The sequence below is a fragment of the Nostoc sp. DedQUE05 genome (genome assembly GCF_034530955.1).
Lineage (GTDB): Bacteria > Cyanobacteriota > Cyanobacteriia > Cyanobacteriales > Nostocaceae > Nostoc.
Window position 1 is genome coordinate 98,819 of sequence record NZ_JAVRCB010000014.1, and the last position, 17,325, is coordinate 116,143.

The window sequence follows — 17,325 nt, forward strand, 5'->3', positions numbered from 1 at the left end:
GATTTGGTAGTCCTGGCAGGATTTGAACCTGCAACCTCTTGCTTGTAAGGCACTTGCTCTACCGTTGAAGCTACAGGACTACGCAAGCGAGTGGAGGGACTTGAACCCACGCGCTGAGTATGGCGCACTCAGATGCTACCGATTACATCACACCCGCAAGTTCGAGCGGACGGCGAGATTTGTAGCTTGCTTCCCGCAGGGTACTCGCACGAAGACGGTGGAAACGTCTCATGCTGCCGTTACATCACACCCGCATCAAGCTGGTAACAGGAATTGAACCTGCAACCTACTGATTACAAGTCAGTTGCTCTACCAATTGAGCTACACCAGCACTGTTTTGGCGACGGGGGCAGGAGTTGAACCTGCCGATGTTCAGGTTATGAGCCTGACGAGCCACCGTTGCTCTATCCCCGCATATTCACCAATACCCCTGACTGGATTTGAACCTGCAAAATCTGGACTCTGATTCCAGCACGTATGCCAGTTCCGTCACAGAGGCATATCGGGATGGCAGGATTTGAACCTGCGACTCCATGCTCCCAAAGCATGGCTTCTGGCCACTGAATTACATCCCGTTGGTACTCCTGGTGGGAGTCGAACCCACAACCAAACAGATTTTAAGTCTGTCACCTCTTCCAATTGGGCTACAGGAGCAAATTTTGGTACTCTTGGTGGGAATCGAACCCACAACATACCGTTTTTGAGACGGCAGCCTCTTCCAGTTGGGCTACAAGAGCAAGTTTGGCAGCCCCACCAGGACTCGAACCTGGAATCTTCGCCTTCAAAGGGCGCTATGTTGCCAATTACACCACAGGGCTTTATTGCCAGGGCAGGGTTTGAACCTGCAACCTCATCGTTCAGAGCGATGCGACTTACCAATTCGTCCACCCGGCAATGAATGGCTGCCTCAGTAGGACTCGAACCTACAACCGCGCGGTTAACAGCCGCTTGCTCTGCCATTGAGCTATGAGGCAACGAAGCCCCCCAGGTCGGAATCGAACCGACGACCTCCTGTTCTTCAGACAGGCGCTAACTACCAAACTGAGCTACCAGGGGATAAGAAATAAGAAGGAGAGATAGGTTTTACCCAGTGGACTGGTTTAATTCAACTCGAATCAGCCACTCCATCATCTCTCCCATGTAACGAGAGTGGAGGGATTTGAACCCTCACGTCTTCAGTTTCGTAGACTGAGATGTTATCCAGTTACACCACACTCTCAAAACGGAGAGAACAGGATTTGAACCTGCGACGGATATTAACTACCCGTTTCCTCTTAGCAGGAGGACGCTTTGAGCCACTCAGCCACCTCTCCATAGTGGGTCGAGCAGGATTTGAACCTGCGCGCAAAAAAGAACAGTTTTACAGACTGTCGCCTTCAACCAGACTCGGCCACCGACCCATAATCATTCCCTCGACGAGAATTGAACTCGCATCTGTGCTTTGAAAGAACACTGACTTAACCATTTGTCCACGAGGGCAGAATTGAGAGAATTTTAGATTTTAAATTTTGAATTTTAGATTAAAAAATTTAATCCAAAATCTATAATCCAAAATCTAAAATTCTCTGACGCAGGGACTAGGATTTGAACCTAGAACATCGGATTTGGAGTCACGAGGTGTTACCGTTACACCATCCCTGCATTTGGTAGCAGTGGCGGGACTTGAACCCGCATCGACCCGGTTATGAGCCGGGGGCTTTACGTTAAGCTACACTGCGGCACCAAAGGCTGAGGTGAGATTTGAACTCACGATGTCGGTTTTGCAGACCGATGCCTTCGACCACTTGGCTACTCAGCCATTTGGGAGTCCCGACGAGATTCGCACTCGCAATCTTCAGCTTGAGAAACTGACGGCTTAAACTATTCGCCTACGGGACTACAACCAGGGTGACGGGATTTGAACCCGCAACATTTCCGCAGACAACGGAACGCTCTAGCCTGTTGAGCTACACCCCGATTTTTGAGAATCTGTGCTTAAACTTTGAGGTTTTTAGGCACAGATTTTATTGGTGAACTTGCCCATTTCTTATTTAGTTTTCAAGGTTCAGATAATTGACTTTTAACTGTTAGGAAAACAACCGAAATTCTAGGTAGCAAGCCTGTTGTGTATTACGGATGTATTCAGTGGTTTTGATGAGTGCAAACTTAGAACTTTTTTCGTTTCTTGCTTCTACTGCCGATGGTTTGCAAGTAGAAACAGCTTTATTGACTGAGGACTTTGGTTTATTCCAACGCCTGTCCTTTAGTTGGATGTAGAACATAACTTTGACTCTTGAGAAGCTTTGTCTTTCGCCTCACTACAAATATACTACAAAATACTACAAGAGGTGTCAAGGGGTTTTAGAAAAAACTTTTAAAATTGTCTAGAAAAGCTTCTACGCTTAGGTTTGAACTTAACTAACCACTCTGAAAAGTAAAACTACAGTTATGCTTGGTTGAGTTTTTGAAAGCCTGACGTGACAAACAACTCCTTCAAGCGACAACAGATAATTAGTTTTGTCGCGATCGCCTCTAGTATTACAGCTTGTAGTATTGCTCCAACTATTTCCCCACAATTGGGGTTGAACCAGCCAGTAAGCAAAATCCATACTGCACTTCAAGATCCAGCAAAGGGCCAAATTAATGCCCAGGTACCGCCATCAGCCAAAGTAGAAAATCCTACCTTTACAGTCCCAGCTAAATTTCAGGGAAAAACTGTTTATAAGGTGCAACCCAGCAACAATGAAAAGGTTATTGCTCTCAGCATTGATGATGGGCCCTGGCCAAAGACAACCCTAGAAATGCTGGATATCTTGAAGCAAAATGATGTTAAAGCCACATTCTTTTGGGTAGGACAAGCTTTACAAGCAAATCCAGACTTAGCCAAGCGTGAAGTAGCCGAGGGACACGCCATTGGCAACCATACTTGGCATCATTGGTATCGGCGAATGGATGAAGCCACAGCCAAAAGTGAAATCGATCGCACAGCGGATCTGATATACAAAATTACAGGAGTCAAAACTTCTCTGTTTCGTCCTCCTGGAGGCTTCTTAAATAACGGACTAGCTGCTTACGCCAAAAGCCAGAAAGATACTGTAATTATGTGGTCGCTAACTTCCGCTGATACCGATCCTCATGCCAAACCGCAGGCATTTGTAAATAATGTCCTCAAAGGCGCGAAACCTGGTTTTATTGTTTTAATGCATGATGGTGGTGGCGATCGCCAAAGAACTGTAGAAGCTTTGCCACAAATCATCAGCGGACTCAAACAGCAAGGTTACCGATTTGTGACAATTCCTGAACTACTAAAAATGACGCAATAAAGGGTGAGAAATTCTCCTCACCTGATTTTAGATTTTAAATTTGGGATTTTGGATTGAGTAATCCGAAATCCCAAAATGTTTGTTCTCGCAGGTCTCCAAGAGTTACCCCCGAATTTCAACGTGAGAACAAATCTAAAATCTAAAATCCAAAATCCAAAATTGAGTCACCCGACTATTTGGTTTATTCGCTCATGACAGAAGCACAAGATTGAGCTTCCTGCCAAAGTTTGTGCAAAAAGAACTCAGCGCGATCGCTCATAGTGGTGACAAACACACCGACAGAATCCTTAGAACTAGCTGATAGCCAAGAACCCCGCAGGGTGACTTCCATATATTCGGCATCGCACGCACAGAGGGCAATGATTTCTCTGTCATCTCTTTTTACCTCAGCCCTGAGTACTTCTACTCCTGGTAAATCAACAGGAAGCAAAAAGGAAGCGGTACTGGGTTCAATGCACAAACTTTGCCCAACTCGCAGGGCTAAAATCACTCGTTGCGCTACCCATTCTTCTAGCGACAGAGTGACACATTCCAAATCAAAACTGCTTTCAGTGTAAGTTAATTTCAGCATTCCTTATGCTCTCCTGTTATTCCAGGTTTGCTTGCATATCTATCCAAAACTGTTCAGCAAAAGAAATCGCGGGGTGGATTGGCGCTTTTGGTTTGGTACGCAGTTGCATACCAGCTTCAAACAGGGTGCGATCGCCTTTACAGGAGTTACATCTTTCACAAGCTGCGACTACGTTATCCCAAGTGTGAGAACCGCCTTTAGAACGTGGCATCACATGATCTAGTGTTAGATGTTTGCTGCTGCCACAATATTGGCAACTGTGATGGTCTTGTCGCAATACTTCTCGCCGATTCACTGGCGGAACTTTCCACATCCGCTCATTAGAAGTGATTGTCAAGCGAATATGTTTTGGCACATCAATTACCAAACTGGGTGAGTGAACTTGCCATCCGCTTTCTGTGGTAAAACCCAACGGTTGCGCCTTGTTGGTTACTAACAGCACAATCGCCCGCTTGATATTGACCCGACATAGTGGCAAGTAATTTTGAGAAAACACCACCACAGATTGCTCTAACACTTGCATTGCGTTCGCGCCGCGCATGGGAGATATCGTCACAGCTTAACTCCTTATAAAAAAACCCCCGCTTCAAGTTTTCGGTGAAGCGGGGGTTAGAATTGACCGGAAAATTTTCTGGTCTCATATCGGTACAGGATTCCTTTGCCTGTACCCCCCGCTTTTTTGATCTAGTTGTGGTTTTGCAATTAGTGCACTAATGGCTACATACTTATAATCATCATTACCTTCTGTGATTTGCCCATGATTTCGGCTACCATCGCCCATAAATAAATACTCCACTTCCATAGCAGCTGATTCCCAATTGGTTCGACAATTGGTGGCACACAAAATTGAAGTAGAGATGGGGTAGATTGATTTCACAGAAAATTTCACCTATTGAACATTCCTTTAAACATACTACACTTGTATTACTATCCTGTCTATACCTTTAAGGAGAAAAACTGATGCATACGATCGCTCGCACCCCAACCACCGATATGGAAGTTACCAGCATTCGCCTAGAACGGGAACTCAAAGATAAACTCAAAGAAATAGCTGGGAATCAGGGATATCAAGCTCTGATCCGAGATATCCTTTGGAATTATGTCCAGCAAAAATCAGGTGAGTGGAAGCCTCGATTTTCGCGATCCGACATTCGAGCTAGCATAGCTGCCACAGCTCAGCAAGAAGAACGCTGTGTGCTTACAGGTCAACTAATTCAACCCCAAGAACCGATGTTGTTAGGACTAACGAGGAATGGCGATATGGTTCCTCTGAGTGTCGAGAGCTTGGCTGGATAAACTTCGTCTATTTTGAAACCTGGTGTGGGGAGGGCATCTAGCCCGCCCTACCAGCAGGGAGTACAAAATGCTGTTACTACTTTAAAAAATATAGTTCTGAAAATAGATGTAGTTTTTTATATTCAGACGAATGCAGCCTAGTTATTTTTACTAATAACTGGGCTGCATTCACCATTTAGCCAGAACAGCTGCAACCTCTAGCGAGCAAGAATTTATTTATATTTAAGCTCTACTCCAAATTTCTGCCATAAGTTGGGAACAAGACGCTTATGAACTCGCTACCATAGTTACGCTATCAGTGTAGATCGGGTCTGAACACGAGTGCGTCTCGTTGATGCAGCCTTTTTTAGAGAAGAGAAGCCTACACTGCAAGAACAAGCTCCTCGTGCCTCCTTTACTTTTGTTGATATTTTACTGAGAGTTACGGAGATCGAGGAGTAGCTTGTTAAACCTACTAGTTTTTTCAAGGAATGTAATAAAGCTTTATAAACCAAGTTACGTAATTTTACGCGCTTAAAAGGGGAATTTTGCTGTAATTCCAGAGAAATTACGGTTTATGTATACTTACAGACAGGATAAAGTTAGTAAATTATTTCCAGACAGTGCAGTTAAAAATAAGCTAACTTAAGCATTTATAGGATATTTTGAGTATTTTATTACTTATGTTCCAATGTAGCAATTTGCTTGATGTGGTGGAAATTTGGCCATCTGATATAGAAAAGGGCTATAACAGGTGAGAGAAAGTATTCACACAAAATTTGTCAATTATCAGGGTATAGCAACACAACTAACGGTGAAGAATATGCCAAGAGGTTGGGTGCAAGAACAATGGGGTTACTATCCGAGGGCGTGCCAGAAATGAAAAAGCCTTTATCATCGCTGCCACATTACGTAGATGACATAGATCGACTACAACCTTATCAAGTCAAGCTGATGCAGCATCAGGAAGAACCTGCCCGCGAGTTGGTACAAAAGATTAACCAAATCATTGCTAATAACTCTGCTACGGCTTTGATGCTGCAAGAGATTGCCCAATTGCTAGGAGTTGCTTTTCAAGTGGATTGCTGCTGCTTGGTTTCTGTGGCGGGTGAGACATCAGACGAAACAACTACGACTAATTGGTGTGCTGATGAGTATCTAGGGTTGCCACACCCAGAAGAAATGTTTTCGATGGAACAGTTGCTTATGCACTCGCCAGTGCTACAATGTGCTGCCCAACCATTGACTATTGAAGACATTTCCATAATTCAAAATAGTCTGGTAGTTGGGTGTCAATATTTACCACTACCGATAAAAGCGGTTTTGGCAATTCCGACTCGGTTTGGTGGCAATAATAATGGAGTGATTAATCTGATTAAATTCCAACCTTATGAATGGAGTGAATCAGAAAAACAATTGCTCAAAGAAGTGGAGTCGGCTTGCGCGATCGCTTTTTCTGGAGTGGCACAAGCTCAACAAATTACTCATCAAGAGCAGTCCCTGCAAAAAAGCAAGCACCATCAAAGCTTGATCAAGCAATTAACCATATTGAGTCGTAGCAACTTGGAGCTGAATCAAATGCTTCAGTTAGTTATCGCCTCAACAGCCGAATCTCTACAGGCAGATCGGGGTTTGCTCATCTTACTAAAATATACAGATCCACTATTTAAGACTCAAGCTAAAAAACAAATCCCCAAAGCGAAAGCTAATGTAATCGCCCAATGGGCTAGAGAAACACAAAATTCTAGCACTAGTAAACTAGACACCTTAACTGAGTCTTTCTTGATTTCAGACTGTGGTTTATGCCAGCGTGCCTTCATGGATTCTGGAAAACCAGTAATCTTCGATGACTATACAGATCAAAACGATACCTTAACAGCTGCTCCATTATTTGCGATAGAGAAATTGCCTGCGGTACTTTTAGTGCCATTGGAAAGTCAAGGTAAAATTTTAGGCTTCTTGGTGCTACAGCAAGCTGTGATTCGCAATTGGCAACCAGAAGAATTAAATCTTGTGGAAATGGTTTGCGCTCAAATGAGTAACGCCATCATTCAGTCACAGACATTGCGTCAAGTGCAAACTTTGGTAGACGATCGGACGGCGAAACTCCAGAGTAGTATAGAACTCCAAGCGAAATTGCATGAAAGAACCCGGCAGTATGTCGAGCAGCTGCGGAAACTTAATGAACTCAAAGATGAATTTTTGAGTAATATGAGCGATCGCCTACGCTATCCTTTGACAAATATGCTGATGTCAATAAAAAACTTGCGTTTGCCAGGAATAGCGCCAGAGCGTCAGGGTAGATATCTAGATATTCTTGAGCAGGAATGTTCAAAAGAAATCAACTTGATTAATGACTTGTTGACACTCCAAAAGCTAGAGTCGCCTCACGAAGCCCCGCAATTAGAATCTATAGATTTAAATACTAGAATTCAAGATATAGCAGCATCTTTTGAAAAAAAACTTGGCGAAAAAGGATTAAAAATTTCTATAGATTTGCCGGAGGAATCGCTCAAACTGCAAACTGAACTGGAGAGTTTTGACCGTATCCTGCAAGAATTATTAACTAATGCCTGTAAATATTCAGAGTCTGATACAATAGTTCGCCTTGAAGCGTCTCACCGAGTCGATCAGCAAATCGATCAAGTTATCATGAAGGTGACGAATACAGGACGTGCCATCTCTGAAGAAGAAGCGACCTACATCTTTGATAAGTTCCGCCGTGGGAAAGGTCGCTGGACTCCAGGGACTGGCTTGGGACTTGCTTTAGTCAAGTCTTTAGTGCAGCATTTAGATGGAGCGATCGCTGTTGAAAGTCTCCCAATATCGGATTCTGAACAGAGCGAAATTTGCTTCACCTTGACTCTGCCCCAATTTTCTGACGAAAGCAAACCATAATTCTGAAAGTGACTAAAAAACAGAACACAACAGAGAACCCTGATTTGCAGTCTTCTACTGATGACACTAACCTAGAAGAGGATTTGCTTGCTCAGGTAGAAGTTCAAATTGAGAAAATAGCAGAGCGGCAGCGGCAAATCAGCGCTAAAGTCCAAATTCCCCATCCAGTGGAGCAAATCTGGAAGGTTTTGACAAATTATGAAGCCTTACCAGACTTCCTCCCCAACCTGGCCAAGAGTTGTTTAATCGAGCATCCCGATGGTGGAATTCGACTGGAGCAAGTAGGCTCCCAACGCTTACTGAATTTCAACTTTTGTGCGCGGGTAGTTCTAGATTTGGAAGAATGCTTCCCTAAAACAATTAATTTCCGCATGGTAGAGGGAGATTTTAAAGGCTTTTCTGGTAGCTGGTGCTTAGAGCCTTATTCTTTCGGTGAGTCTTTAGGAACAAATCTGTCCTACACAATTCAAGTTTGGCCTAAACTCACTATGCCAGTGGGAATTATTGAAAATCGTCTGAGCAAAGATTTGCGGTTAAATCTTTTGGCTATTCACCAACGTGTAGAAGAACTAGCCAGCAAAGAACCGTATGCATAACAACAATAAAACATCATTCAGATGTATTCCTGAATGATGGTTTTTATTGCTAAATTTCAAATAAAAAAGCTTTTGCTTTTTATTCTTTTTAAGTACCCCCAGGGGAATTCGAATCCCCGTTACCTCCGTGAAAGGGAGGTGTCCTAGGCCTCTAGACGATGGGGGCATCGGACTCAGACCTTTTATAAGTTAACCAATTTCCTTGCCTTTGTCAACAGGTTTTGCCAAAAAAAGTTTGTGGCAGCTAAACTGGGTGGAAGCAAAAGCTTGAAGAAGATACAAAGATATGGAGACAGATAAAAAAGTTCGTAGATGCTTCTGCGGTCAGCCGCAGGGTGTGTCAGCATTGGGCGCCGGGATTTTCGGAGCATACACATCTCTAAAAAACACTGAAGACAGCAAGGAACAAAGGGTATGATGTTGTACCCTGTAGAGTTAATATCTACGGTTTTTTACAAGAGATTTTGAAATAAATCGCTCAAAATCTACAATATGGAAGCATCTTTTGAAATCACCATACAGATGGCGATCGCTGTCTTTGCAGGCATTAGCGCCCAAGTGCTGGCTGCATACCTTCGTGTACCCAGCATCGTCTTGTTATTGCTGTTGGGCATTTTGTTTGGCTCTGATGGTATAGGGCTATTGCATCCCCATTCGCTAGGCACTGGACTGGAAGTTATAGTTGCCCTCGCAACGGCAATCATTTTGTTTGAAGGCGGACTTAACTTGGATCTGCGTGAGTTAGGTAGAGTTTCAGTCAGCCTACAATTGCTCGTCACTCAAGGAACGCTAATCACCCTGCTTGGCGGGAGTATGGCTGCTCACTGGCTGGGTGAATTTCCCTGGAACATAGCTTTTCTCTATGCTTCCATAGTCGTGGTGACAGGGCCAACCGTCGTTGGGCCATTGCTCAAACAAATCAATGTAGATCGACAAGTGGCAACACTTTTGGAAGGAGAAGGGGTTTTAATTGACCCTGTAGGGGCTATCCTCGCCTTCGTTGTCCTCGATACGATTTTGAACGGCGATGCTGACCCGATTAATGCGATCGTCGGCTTACTGATGCGTCTGGGTGTGGGAGCAGCAATTGGTGGTGCTGGCGGTTATCTGATGAGTTTGATTTTCAAACGCGCCAGTTTTCTGTCATTTGAGCTAAAAAACTTAGTGGTGTTGGCGATACTTTGGAGCTTGTTTACCTTATCGCAGATGATCCGCAGTGAATCGGGAGTCATGACAACAGTAGTTGCAGGAGCAGTCTTTGCTAACTCCTCAGTCCCGGAAGAACGTCTGTTACGCAGCTTTAAAGGTCAGCTGACAATTCTCAGCGTCTCGGTGCTATTTATCTTATTAGCTGCTGACCTATCCATTGCCAGTGTGTTTGCTTTGGGTTGGGGTAGTTTATTCACCGTTTTGGTACTAATGTTTGTCGTTCGCCCGATCAATATTCTCTTGTGTACCTGGAACAGTGACCTCAACTGGCGACAAAAACTGTTTTTAAGCTGGGTTGCTCCGAGAGGAATTGTTGCTGCCTCTGTAGCTTCTTTTTTTGCGATTTCACTGACACAGCGAGGCATTAACGGTGGTGATTCCATCAAAGCTTTAGTTTTCCTGACAATTATCATGACTGTTGTCTGCCAAGGGCTAACAGCTGGCTGGGTTGCCAAATGGCTGCAAATCACCTCCAAGGACGTAACTGGGGCAGTGATTGTGGGTTGTAATCCCTTGAGTCTTCTGATTGCCCGCTTCTTTCAAGAACGGGGAGAAAACGTGGTGATGATTGATACTGACCCCGAATGTCTTGTACAAGCCGAGGCGCAAAATCTCCGGGTTATTGCCAGTAGTGCTCTAGATGCTGCGGTTTTAGAAGAGGCCGGACTTGCCTCTATAGGTACCTTTTTGGCTATGACAAGTAATGGCGAGGTGAATTTTGTTTTGGCTCAACGAGCAGCTGAGGAGTTTAAACCCCCACGCGTCTTAGCTGTTTTTCCCCGCGATCCGCAAGCGAGTACCTCGACTAGTAATAAAGTTAATCAAGCTTTTATTCCAGACTTAGCAATTAAAACTTGGAATGAATATTTGAATGATGGACGAGTGAAATTAGGGACAACTACGCTAGATGAGTTAGAGTTTTCGACTCAATACGATCGCATCCAAGAAAAGATTCGGACTGGGGATTTGATACCGCTATTGGTAGAACGAGCAGAACGCTTACAAGTAATGCCAGCGAACCAAGATTGGGAAATTGGCGATCGCATTATTTATCTATTGCATGACCCCAGACCTAGCCTTTTAAAACGCTTATCTGGTGCCACCCAATCCACTCCCCTCTCTCTAGAAAAGTTACCAGAGGTTGAAGACCTATCCCTTGCTCAATTATCTCAACTTTCTACTAGTGAGGCTTCTGGGGGATGAGGGGATTGGGGCAGAGGGGCAGGGGAGCGGGGGAGCAGAGGAGCAGGGGAAGTAAGGGGACAAGGGGGAGAAGGGGAAATTATTGAACAAGTCTCCCCCATTTACCTTGTCTCTTCCTTATACCCACTGCCCCTTTTACTCTTCTTTGACTCTTTATTAGCCTTGAGAAGGAATAAATTCGCTTTCTGGTTTTGGCGCTTCTTGATACATTTGCCATTCCTGCCAGAGTAAAGCAGACAAATGTACTATGGCAAGAATTAGCGTCGTTACCGAAATCAGATAACTGTGGATTGTGTAAAGGTGTTCGACGGTAATTGTGTTAATGGCTCCACCACCAGTCAGGATTTCGCGCAGTTGCCCACCAATCAAAGGAATGGCTTCGATGGTTCCTAGCTCAATGCTAAAACGCCAGTACCCTTCCTGAGTCCAATCTAAAATCATTGCTGTCCAATCCAGCCCGATCGCACTTAGGGTTAACAAAATCACACTAATCCAAGCAGCCAGCCAACTCTTGCGAAATTGTCGACCCAAAAACATCACCACAATTTGAATTAGAGCGATCGCAATTACCGCGTTACCAGCAATATCATGCGCTCTCCAAAACAACCAACCGTATGGCAGTTGTGTATTAATCATCTTTAAGGAGTTATAAGCTCCGCCTGCTGTCGGTTCATAGTAAAAAGAAAGCAAAATTCCGGTAGAGATATAAATTAAACACAGAGTCAAAATCACGACTGATAATATCGTCGCTATTCGTCGCAAAATCTTATCGAACTGGGTGCTTTGCATAGCTCACCCCTCCTGTTCTTAACTAAGTATTTATTCTTATTACGATTTTAGCTAAGAAATTTTAATAGTTTTTACTTTTCTTATATAAAAATAAAGTTTTTTAAATCAAATACTGTACCCAAGCTTTTAAGGCTTCTGGTGAGCCATACCAAATCCCAGGACTTCTGGGAGAATGCTTGACACCTTCAATCACCAGATTTTCCGCCCCCTGCAAATGAGCAGCTTCAATGGGCGTAATCCCATCTCCCCAAGTGTTACCCTTACCACAGGTTAATTGGTAACTACTGTAAGCTAACCAACTACCAGGCCGCCTTTTCCCAAAGATACTTTTGCCAGCCACACAAACGTAACGAACGTTTTTGTAAAAAGCTCCAGGGTAGTTATTGGTAACAAAATCCAGATTGGAGCGTGTCCAGCGTTCTTGGCTAATATGGGGTGTACCCAAGGTGACGAAAGTAGCAACCAAGGGATGTCCTTGCCAGAGAAATGGTTTGACATCACCGCGCGCTAAATAGGGCTTTTCTCCCATATAAATGCGGGATATCCAACCTCCGGCTGAATGACCAATTAAGTTAATTTGAGTAGCATTATGTTCACGTAATATATGCTTGATTGTGTAATCGAGATGTTGCAAAATCAGTATTACAGGTGTTACTCCCAGAGTGGGGAGCCAGTCACGCCGTCGCAGTGGGACTGTAACCGTGGGAAAATTCAACTGCTGTAAAGATTGTTCTAGTTGGCGATAAGCGATCGCACTTTCTAGATATCCAGGCAAAATAACTGTCGGTAACGGCATTTTAAATTTTGGATGCAATGATTGAGGGTTTGAACTTTTTTGACGAAGAAGTAGTCATATTCAAGAGCTAGAATTGCGATCGCCTGACTCACTCCTTGAAGAAAAAAGCAATAGCCTTGGTGACATTTAAGGCTAAAATGTCAATAAAATTGTACAATTTGCAACAGTTTGAGGAGCTGCTGATGTGGTAGTATTCTTAAATAGGGCCCAGTCTCGGACAAACACATGTGTCATCTGTTACAGAAGTGTAGTTGACTGAAAAACAGTTGAAAAAACAAGGTCACTTCGGCAGATGTTTTGATGTATTCAAACTTGTGCATTTACTTAAACTTTAATAAAACTCCCAGATATTAATTTTAATTGTGTGCGTCATAAGAATAAAAAATCAAAAGTAGTAATTTTTCAAAGAACTCTTTAGCAAGCTCGAATTTTGAAAATATGATGCAGCGTCATTGATTAATTAAAAACTTGAATAAATGGCAATTTTGGCGTTTTGATTGCCAGCAGAGGAAGTTATCATTTCCTTATGAATAACGCATATATTGCAATATCTTGCAATGTCGGAAAGATAAAATCGCTAGTCAACTGTAACTGAGTGAGTGAACGATAACAGCCATGTCTTACGTCTCCCTGCTGAAAAATATACCAGAAATCTTAAGCCAGCCAATTGGGATAGCAGCTATAGCCTCCCTTGGTATCCACGGTGCGATCGCCATGATCGTACCATTGATGCCGATGGAGTCTGACAAGCCTAAAGAAACAGCATCATCCAAAACAGTTGGGCTTTTGGAATTGAGCCAAGCCGACCAAAACCGTTTGCCGCAAAGCACACCCAAAATTGGTTTACAACAATTACCTCCAGTCGCCCCACTTGCGGCTCCAAACTTTAGCCTCCAACCGGGATTAACCCCATTAGCGCCATCACCATCCAGTCAGCTAGTATTACCTCCGCTACCAGCATCATCGAATAACTATCGAGTCTCTTCCTTGCCTACAAAGCAGTCTTTGCGGATGATTCCGAGTGATAATTTGCGGTTTGACGCGTCTAAATTTGATAGTTCTAAATTTAATACCAGCGCCAGATTCTCTCGACCAGTTCCTCGGGTGAATGTAAGTGAGAGCGTCGCCAAATACGAGCCACCTAAGCCGCTACCTGTAAATAGGTTGCCAGAATTGCAGTCACAGCAAATACCTGCCGATCTTCTGCGGAATCCCCAGCCTCCAATCTTATCTGACAGTACACCCATTGCAACAGCACAGGTAAATACAGCACAGCTAAATACGACTTCGCAAATGACGCAACCAATTCCAAATGCGTCGTCTACAATTGCTCAAAATCCGCTAATAAATTCTCTAAAACAAGCTCCAACGAATGGGGGTACTTTAATTGGAACTAGGGGAAGCACATTACAAGCAACGGATTTATCAACGAAGGGAACTCAACAGGCAATTGCACAGCTAGACTCTTACGCCAACCTGAGAAAGGAAGTCCAGCGACAATACCCCAACGCTGAACAAAAACCAGTCATCCGCCAAACATTATCCACGAATAAGTCAAATCTTGAAGGTGCTGTTTTGGGAGTATTGGTTGTAGATCCTGATGGTAAAGTCTTAGATATCAAATTTCAAGACAAGTTAATTTCCCCAGAATTGCAATTAAAAGCAAGACAATACTTCAACAAGCAATCCCCCAAGGGTGATAAACAGATTAGTTCCTATCCATTTAACCTACGTTTCCAAAACAGCACGAGCAATCTTACTGGGACTACTCAAGAGCAAAACCCCTCGTCATTATCTACACCGGGAATCAATAACAATCAGCTTACTCCCTCACCAGCAGCTACTTTTAAACCACTACCTAATTTACAAATCAGAAATAACCCGCCTACATCCTCACCAACAGGTACTCTCAAACCATTAACTACACCAGCAGCTACTCCCAAACCATTATCTGAATTGCAAATTAAAAATAATCAGTTTACGCCTTCATCGGCAGCTACTACTTCTGAACCTTTATTGTTGCCGAAAATCAATCAGGGTCAGTCTACATCTGCTCCTGAATCGGATAAAAAATTAGTAGAACGGTTGCGCGAAGTCAAGGAAAACAGACAAAAGTCTAATCCAGAAAAATAATTGCCCGTTGATAATTTCGGATTCAGGTAGGGATAATTTATCTAGACGCATTTGCAGCGTCTTGTTTAAAATACAATCCGTTTGAGTTAAGGGTTATTGATGTAGAGACGCGATAAATCGCGTCTCTATATCAGGATTTTGGATTTAAAATATTGTTTTTGGTAGTTGACAAATTAGCGATCGCTAGTTCGTCATACATAACACTTAACTTAGAAGTTCGTTAAAAGGTTCCAAGAAGGAAATGCACTGAGGGATTTCCAACAAATAAATTCTCCAATGTTTTGGGGGTGAGCGTCTAGCTATGTAACTAAAGATAGGCAAACGCTCACCCCAAAAAAACTATACGGTATAGCTACTTTACCAACCTTGTTCTGCATTTTGAAAAACGTAAGCAGCTACCTCCACGATCTCCTCAGAACTTAACTTGCTTTTAAAGGCAGGCATAGCATTTTTACCATTTTGCACTTGGTGGATAATCGCCTCGATTGAGTCTTGATTGTAATTTTCTAGGTACTTTGACAATGCTTCCTTTTTCAAAGTTTTCTGGTTGATAAGGATGTTACCGCCACCTATATGGCAAGAAGCGCAGTTAGCCTCGAAAATTTTAGCACCGTTGGATGTTTCGGCAGCTAGTGCTGGACTAATGAATGTGAATTTGAATAGGGCGATCGCCGACAGTAGAATTAATAAAAGTATTCTCAACAGTATTTCCTCGCAACAAGCCTCCAGCAAGAGTATAAACGCGATTAATCCCTGATTAAGTCAAATTTGATCAAAATTGGCGGTAACAAGTTCACTCCTCGATCGCTACAGATTGTTTAGCGTCTTAGGTAAGGATAGAACTCGTTACCGCCATTTCTGCATTTTATGCGTCACTCTAGGAGTGTAGCGTGTGGCGATGAGCTAATTTCATTGAGTAATCATCTCGTGTCAAACGCTGGTGTTTCTAGCCTTGGACAGTAATTGTACCAACCATGCCAGCACCACGATGAGGTTCACAGTAGAAGGTATAGTCACCAGCAGGAGCGTCTGCTGCAAAGGTGGTTGTTTCCTTTTGACCAGGACTCATAAGCAACTTCTTATGAGACAGAGATTTAGCTAAATCAGCGCTCTTAGTGGGGTTTTTGACCGCATCAAACACAACATTATGGGGAGGAACTTTATTGTTCACCCATTCAATAGTGTCACCTGGTTTGACGGTCAACTTTTTCGGTTCAAATGCTAGCAGTCCTTTATCGCTACCCAATTTCACCTGGTAGGTTTCAGCCGAAGCACTGGGAGTAAAAACAGCAAAGCTGCTAACAACTAAAAGGATTGTCAACACAGCTAAACTAAGGCGTCGCCAGCTTGCCGAAATTAATTTCATAGCTCTCTCCTAACAAACAATTTTTTTCCCTTTCTCATTTTAAATAAAATCAACACCAAATATGACAATCTGTCATAGATCAATTTTTTTTTAAGAATGGAGAGCAATTTATTGCAAAAAGCTGTCCAATAATTAGTCAATGGGGAATGGGGAATTAGGAGTAGGGACTGAATTCTTCCCAATTCTCTATTCCCAATGCCCAATACCCTATTCCCAATGACTCAACTCCAGGATTTAGTAATAGATTTTTCCGCCTCCCCACTTAGTACCAACGATTTTGGGTTGTAAGAGAATATGACCGGCGATCGCTTCCAAGTCATCATCCGTCAGATTTCGCACTGCTGTGAAAATATCTGCGCTTTTGAGACTGGGGTGTATTTCGGAAATCTCTTCTTCACCGTCGTAAGTAGTGGGATTTTTCAGGTAATCTACTAAACCTTCAATGTTGTTACGGTTAGGTGTTGCCAGTGCCAAGTCCTCTGGAGTGAGTCCCACGTTTTGGTTTGTCTTGGTAACTCCACCAGCATGACATTGGGCGCAAGCGTAATTAAATAAGCGTTTGCCTTCTTTGACTTGTTTAAGGCTGAGTACAACGGTATCACCTTGAGCATTTAATGGCACTGTTCGGGTAGCTTTGTCCAGTTCCACTGCTGTCGCGCTACCGACAATCAACTGAAACGAGAGTAAAACAGTAGCCACAACAACGCCAATTAGTCTTATAAACATGTTTCCCCTTAAAGATTTTGACGCTCAACACAGCTAAAAACGCGATTCTCAATCTCCAAGCTGCTAATTGCTAATGACTTATTAGTTTTTTATCATTAGCTATCAGTTATTAGCGAAAGTTCTGAGATAACCCTTCAGGGGACTTCGCGATCGCTCACCAAGTCGTTAGTACCTTTGGGGCGTATTTCAGAGGATATTTGGGAAATAATTGCCCTTGCATCTTCTAACGCCAAACGGGTCTTTTGGTGTTTGTAGGCGATTCCCAGTTGGTTGCACAGAGAAAACACTTGTTCTACAGGAATGCTGTAGTCGGCTGCTATCTCTGCGATCGATAGGTCTGCAAAACCCATAATGCTTGTTTACTGATAGATAGAGATTGAGTCGCTGTAATACCAATATCACGTTAGGAGTGCAATTTGTTGCCCAAAATACTGTTTGGGGAATGGGAGGAGGCAGGGGGC

General features: G+C 43.3%; 15 protein-coding genes and 22 tRNA genes. 7 read left to right on the forward strand and 30 right to left on the reverse strand.

Features of this window, described 5'->3' with window-relative positions:
• Positions 1-4: 4 nt before the first annotated feature.
• The 21 genes from RMZ42_RS12745 to RMZ42_RS12845 form a co-directional block, all read right to left on the reverse strand.
• Positions 5-80 (reverse strand) — tRNA-Val (locus RMZ42_RS12745).
• Positions 81-85: 5 nt separating this feature from the next.
• Positions 86-157: transfer RNA gene (locus RMZ42_RS12750), tRNA-Gly, on the reverse strand.
• Between the two features lie 101 nt (positions 158-258).
• A tRNA-Thr gene (locus RMZ42_RS12755) sits at positions 259-331 on the reverse strand.
• A 7-nt stretch (positions 332-338) separates the two neighbouring features.
• Positions 339-415, reverse strand: a tRNA-Met gene (locus tag RMZ42_RS12760).
• A gap of 10 nt (positions 416-425) precedes the next feature.
• A tRNA-Leu gene (locus tag RMZ42_RS12765) sits at positions 426-499 on the reverse strand.
• A gap of 3 nt (positions 500-502) precedes the next feature.
• Positions 503-575: transfer RNA gene (locus RMZ42_RS12770), tRNA-Pro, on the reverse strand.
• Between the two features lies 1 nt (position 576).
• A tRNA-Leu gene (locus tag RMZ42_RS12775) sits at positions 577-654 on the reverse strand.
• 6 nt (positions 655-660) lie between these two features.
• A tRNA-Leu gene (locus tag RMZ42_RS12780) sits at positions 661-737 on the reverse strand.
• A gap of 5 nt (positions 738-742) precedes the next feature.
• Positions 743-818 (reverse strand) — tRNA-Gln (locus RMZ42_RS12785).
• 3 nt (positions 819-821) lie between these two features.
• Positions 822-894: transfer RNA gene (locus tag RMZ42_RS12790), tRNA-Gln, on the reverse strand.
• A gap of 5 nt (positions 895-899) precedes the next feature.
• A tRNA-Asn gene (locus tag RMZ42_RS12795) sits at positions 900-974 on the reverse strand.
• A gap of 6 nt (positions 975-980) precedes the next feature.
• Positions 981-1,056: transfer RNA gene (locus RMZ42_RS12800), tRNA-Phe, on the reverse strand.
• Positions 1,057-1,144: 88 nt separating this feature from the next.
• Positions 1,145-1,219 (reverse strand) — tRNA-Arg (locus tag RMZ42_RS12805).
• 4 nt (positions 1,220-1,223) lie between these two features.
• Positions 1,224-1,313 (reverse strand) — tRNA-Ser (locus tag RMZ42_RS12810).
• A gap of 4 nt (positions 1,314-1,317) precedes the next feature.
• Positions 1,318-1,400 (reverse strand) — tRNA-Tyr (locus RMZ42_RS12815).
• A gap of 7 nt (positions 1,401-1,407) precedes the next feature.
• Positions 1,408-1,478 (reverse strand) — tRNA-Glu (locus RMZ42_RS12820).
• Positions 1,479-1,569: 91 nt separating this feature from the next.
• A tRNA-Trp gene (locus tag RMZ42_RS12825) sits at positions 1,570-1,641 on the reverse strand.
• 3 nt (positions 1,642-1,644) lie between these two features.
• Positions 1,645-1,718 (reverse strand) — tRNA-Ile (locus RMZ42_RS12830).
• A 7-nt stretch (positions 1,719-1,725) separates the two neighbouring features.
• Positions 1,726-1,798, reverse strand: a tRNA-Cys gene (locus tag RMZ42_RS12835).
• A gap of 3 nt (positions 1,799-1,801) precedes the next feature.
• Positions 1,802-1,878: transfer RNA gene (locus RMZ42_RS12840), tRNA-Glu, on the reverse strand.
• Positions 1,879-1,882: 4 nt separating this feature from the next.
• A tRNA-Asp gene (locus tag RMZ42_RS12845) sits at positions 1,883-1,956 on the reverse strand.
• A gap of 177 nt (positions 1,957-2,133) precedes the next feature.
• On the opposite strand from RMZ42_RS12845, the gene RMZ42_RS12850 reads away from it, so the two are divergent.
• Together RMZ42_RS12850 and RMZ42_RS12855 are read left to right on the forward strand one after the other, a co-directional pair.
• Positions 2,134-2,256, forward strand: coding sequence for a hypothetical protein (locus RMZ42_RS12850; RefSeq protein ID WP_322660210.1), 123 nt, complete (start codon positions 2,134-2,136; stop codon positions 2,254-2,256).
• Positions 2,257-2,456: 200 nt separating this feature from the next.
• Entirely contained in the window at positions 2,457-3,302 is an 846-nt protein-coding gene (locus RMZ42_RS12855; protein WP_322671781.1) for a polysaccharide deacetylase family protein, read from the forward strand.
• 181 nt (positions 3,303-3,483) lie between these two features.
• Here the strand turns inward: RMZ42_RS12855 and RMZ42_RS12860 are convergent, their stop codons facing one another.
• Positions 3,484-3,873: an alr0857 family protein gene (locus RMZ42_RS12860; protein WP_322671782.1), complete on the reverse strand. Its 390-nt coding sequence runs from the start codon at positions 3,871-3,873 to the stop codon at positions 3,484-3,486.
• Positions 3,874-3,889: 16 nt separating this feature from the next.
• Positions 3,890-4,396: an HNH endonuclease gene (locus RMZ42_RS12865; protein ID WP_322671843.1), complete on the reverse strand. Its 507-nt coding sequence runs from the start codon at positions 4,394-4,396 to the stop codon at positions 3,890-3,892.
• 437 nt (positions 4,397-4,833) lie between these two features.
• Here RMZ42_RS12865 and RMZ42_RS12875 point away from each other — a divergent pair, with 437 nt between their 5' ends.
• The 3 genes from RMZ42_RS12875 (at position 4,834) to RMZ42_RS12885 (ending at position 8,642) form a co-directional block, all read left to right on the forward strand.
• Positions 4,834-5,169, forward strand: coding sequence for a hypothetical protein (locus RMZ42_RS12875; RefSeq protein ID WP_094347436.1), 336 nt, complete (start codon positions 4,834-4,836; stop codon positions 5,167-5,169).
• 828 nt (positions 5,170-5,997) lie between these two features.
• On the forward strand, positions 5,998-8,046 hold the full coding sequence (locus tag RMZ42_RS12880) for a GAF domain-containing sensor histidine kinase (RefSeq protein ID WP_322671784.1): 2,049 nt from the start codon (positions 5,998-6,000) through the stop codon (positions 8,044-8,046).
• Between the two features lie 8 nt (positions 8,047-8,054).
• A complete protein-coding gene (locus tag RMZ42_RS12885; RefSeq protein WP_322671785.1) occupies positions 8,055-8,642 on the forward strand; it encodes an SRPBCC family protein in 588 nt (195 codons plus the stop codon).
• Between the two features lie 93 nt (positions 8,643-8,735).
• On the opposite strand, the gene RMZ42_RS12890 is transcribed toward RMZ42_RS12885, so the two are convergent.
• Positions 8,736-8,808: transfer RNA gene (locus RMZ42_RS12890), tRNA-Glu, on the reverse strand.
• Positions 8,809-9,134: 326 nt separating this feature from the next.
• Here RMZ42_RS12890 and RMZ42_RS12895 point away from each other — a divergent pair.
• Positions 9,135-11,054, forward strand: a complete 1,920-nt coding sequence (locus tag RMZ42_RS12895; RefSeq protein ID WP_322671786.1) for a cation:proton antiporter — start codon at positions 9,135-9,137, stop codon at positions 11,052-11,054.
• A gap of 156 nt (positions 11,055-11,210) precedes the next feature.
• Here RMZ42_RS12895 and RMZ42_RS12900 read toward each other — a convergent pair whose 3' ends face one another.
• Both RMZ42_RS12900 and RMZ42_RS12905 read right to left on the reverse strand, forming a co-directional pair.
• Positions 11,211-11,843: a cytochrome b N-terminal domain-containing protein gene (locus RMZ42_RS12900; RefSeq protein ID WP_322671787.1), complete on the reverse strand. Its 633-nt coding sequence runs from the start codon at positions 11,841-11,843 to the stop codon at positions 11,211-11,213.
• Between the two features lie 100 nt (positions 11,844-11,943).
• Entirely contained in the window at positions 11,944-12,639 is a 696-nt protein-coding gene (locus RMZ42_RS12905; RefSeq protein ID WP_322671788.1) for a lipase, read from the reverse strand.
• A 615-nt stretch (positions 12,640-13,254) separates the two neighbouring features.
• Here RMZ42_RS12905 and RMZ42_RS12910 point away from each other — a divergent pair.
• Positions 13,255-14,772 (forward strand): hypothetical protein, encoded by a 1,518-nt coding sequence (locus RMZ42_RS12910; RefSeq protein ID WP_322671789.1) that lies wholly within the window; start codon positions 13,255-13,257, stop codon positions 14,770-14,772.
• Between the two features lie 357 nt (positions 14,773-15,129).
• On the opposite strand, the gene petJ is transcribed toward RMZ42_RS12910, so the two are convergent.
• The 4 genes from petJ to RMZ42_RS12930 form a co-directional block, all read right to left on the reverse strand.
• Positions 15,130-15,474, reverse strand: coding sequence for a cytochrome c6 PetJ (gene petJ, locus RMZ42_RS12915; protein ID WP_322671790.1), 345 nt, complete (start codon positions 15,472-15,474; stop codon positions 15,130-15,132).
• A 244-nt stretch (positions 15,475-15,718) separates the two neighbouring features.
• On the reverse strand, positions 15,719-16,138 hold the full coding sequence (petE, locus tag RMZ42_RS12920; RefSeq protein ID WP_322671791.1) for a plastocyanin: 420 nt from the start codon (positions 16,136-16,138) through the stop codon (positions 15,719-15,721).
• Between the two features lie 234 nt (positions 16,139-16,372).
• Complete coding sequence (gene psbV, locus RMZ42_RS12925) at positions 16,373-16,864, reverse strand: photosystem II cytochrome c-550 (protein WP_322671792.1); 492 nt, start codon at positions 16,862-16,864, stop codon at positions 16,373-16,375.
• A gap of 134 nt (positions 16,865-16,998) precedes the next feature.
• Entirely contained in the window at positions 16,999-17,214 is a 216-nt protein-coding gene (locus tag RMZ42_RS12930; RefSeq protein WP_322671793.1) for a hypothetical protein, read from the reverse strand.
• Positions 17,215-17,325 lie beyond the last annotated feature (111 nt).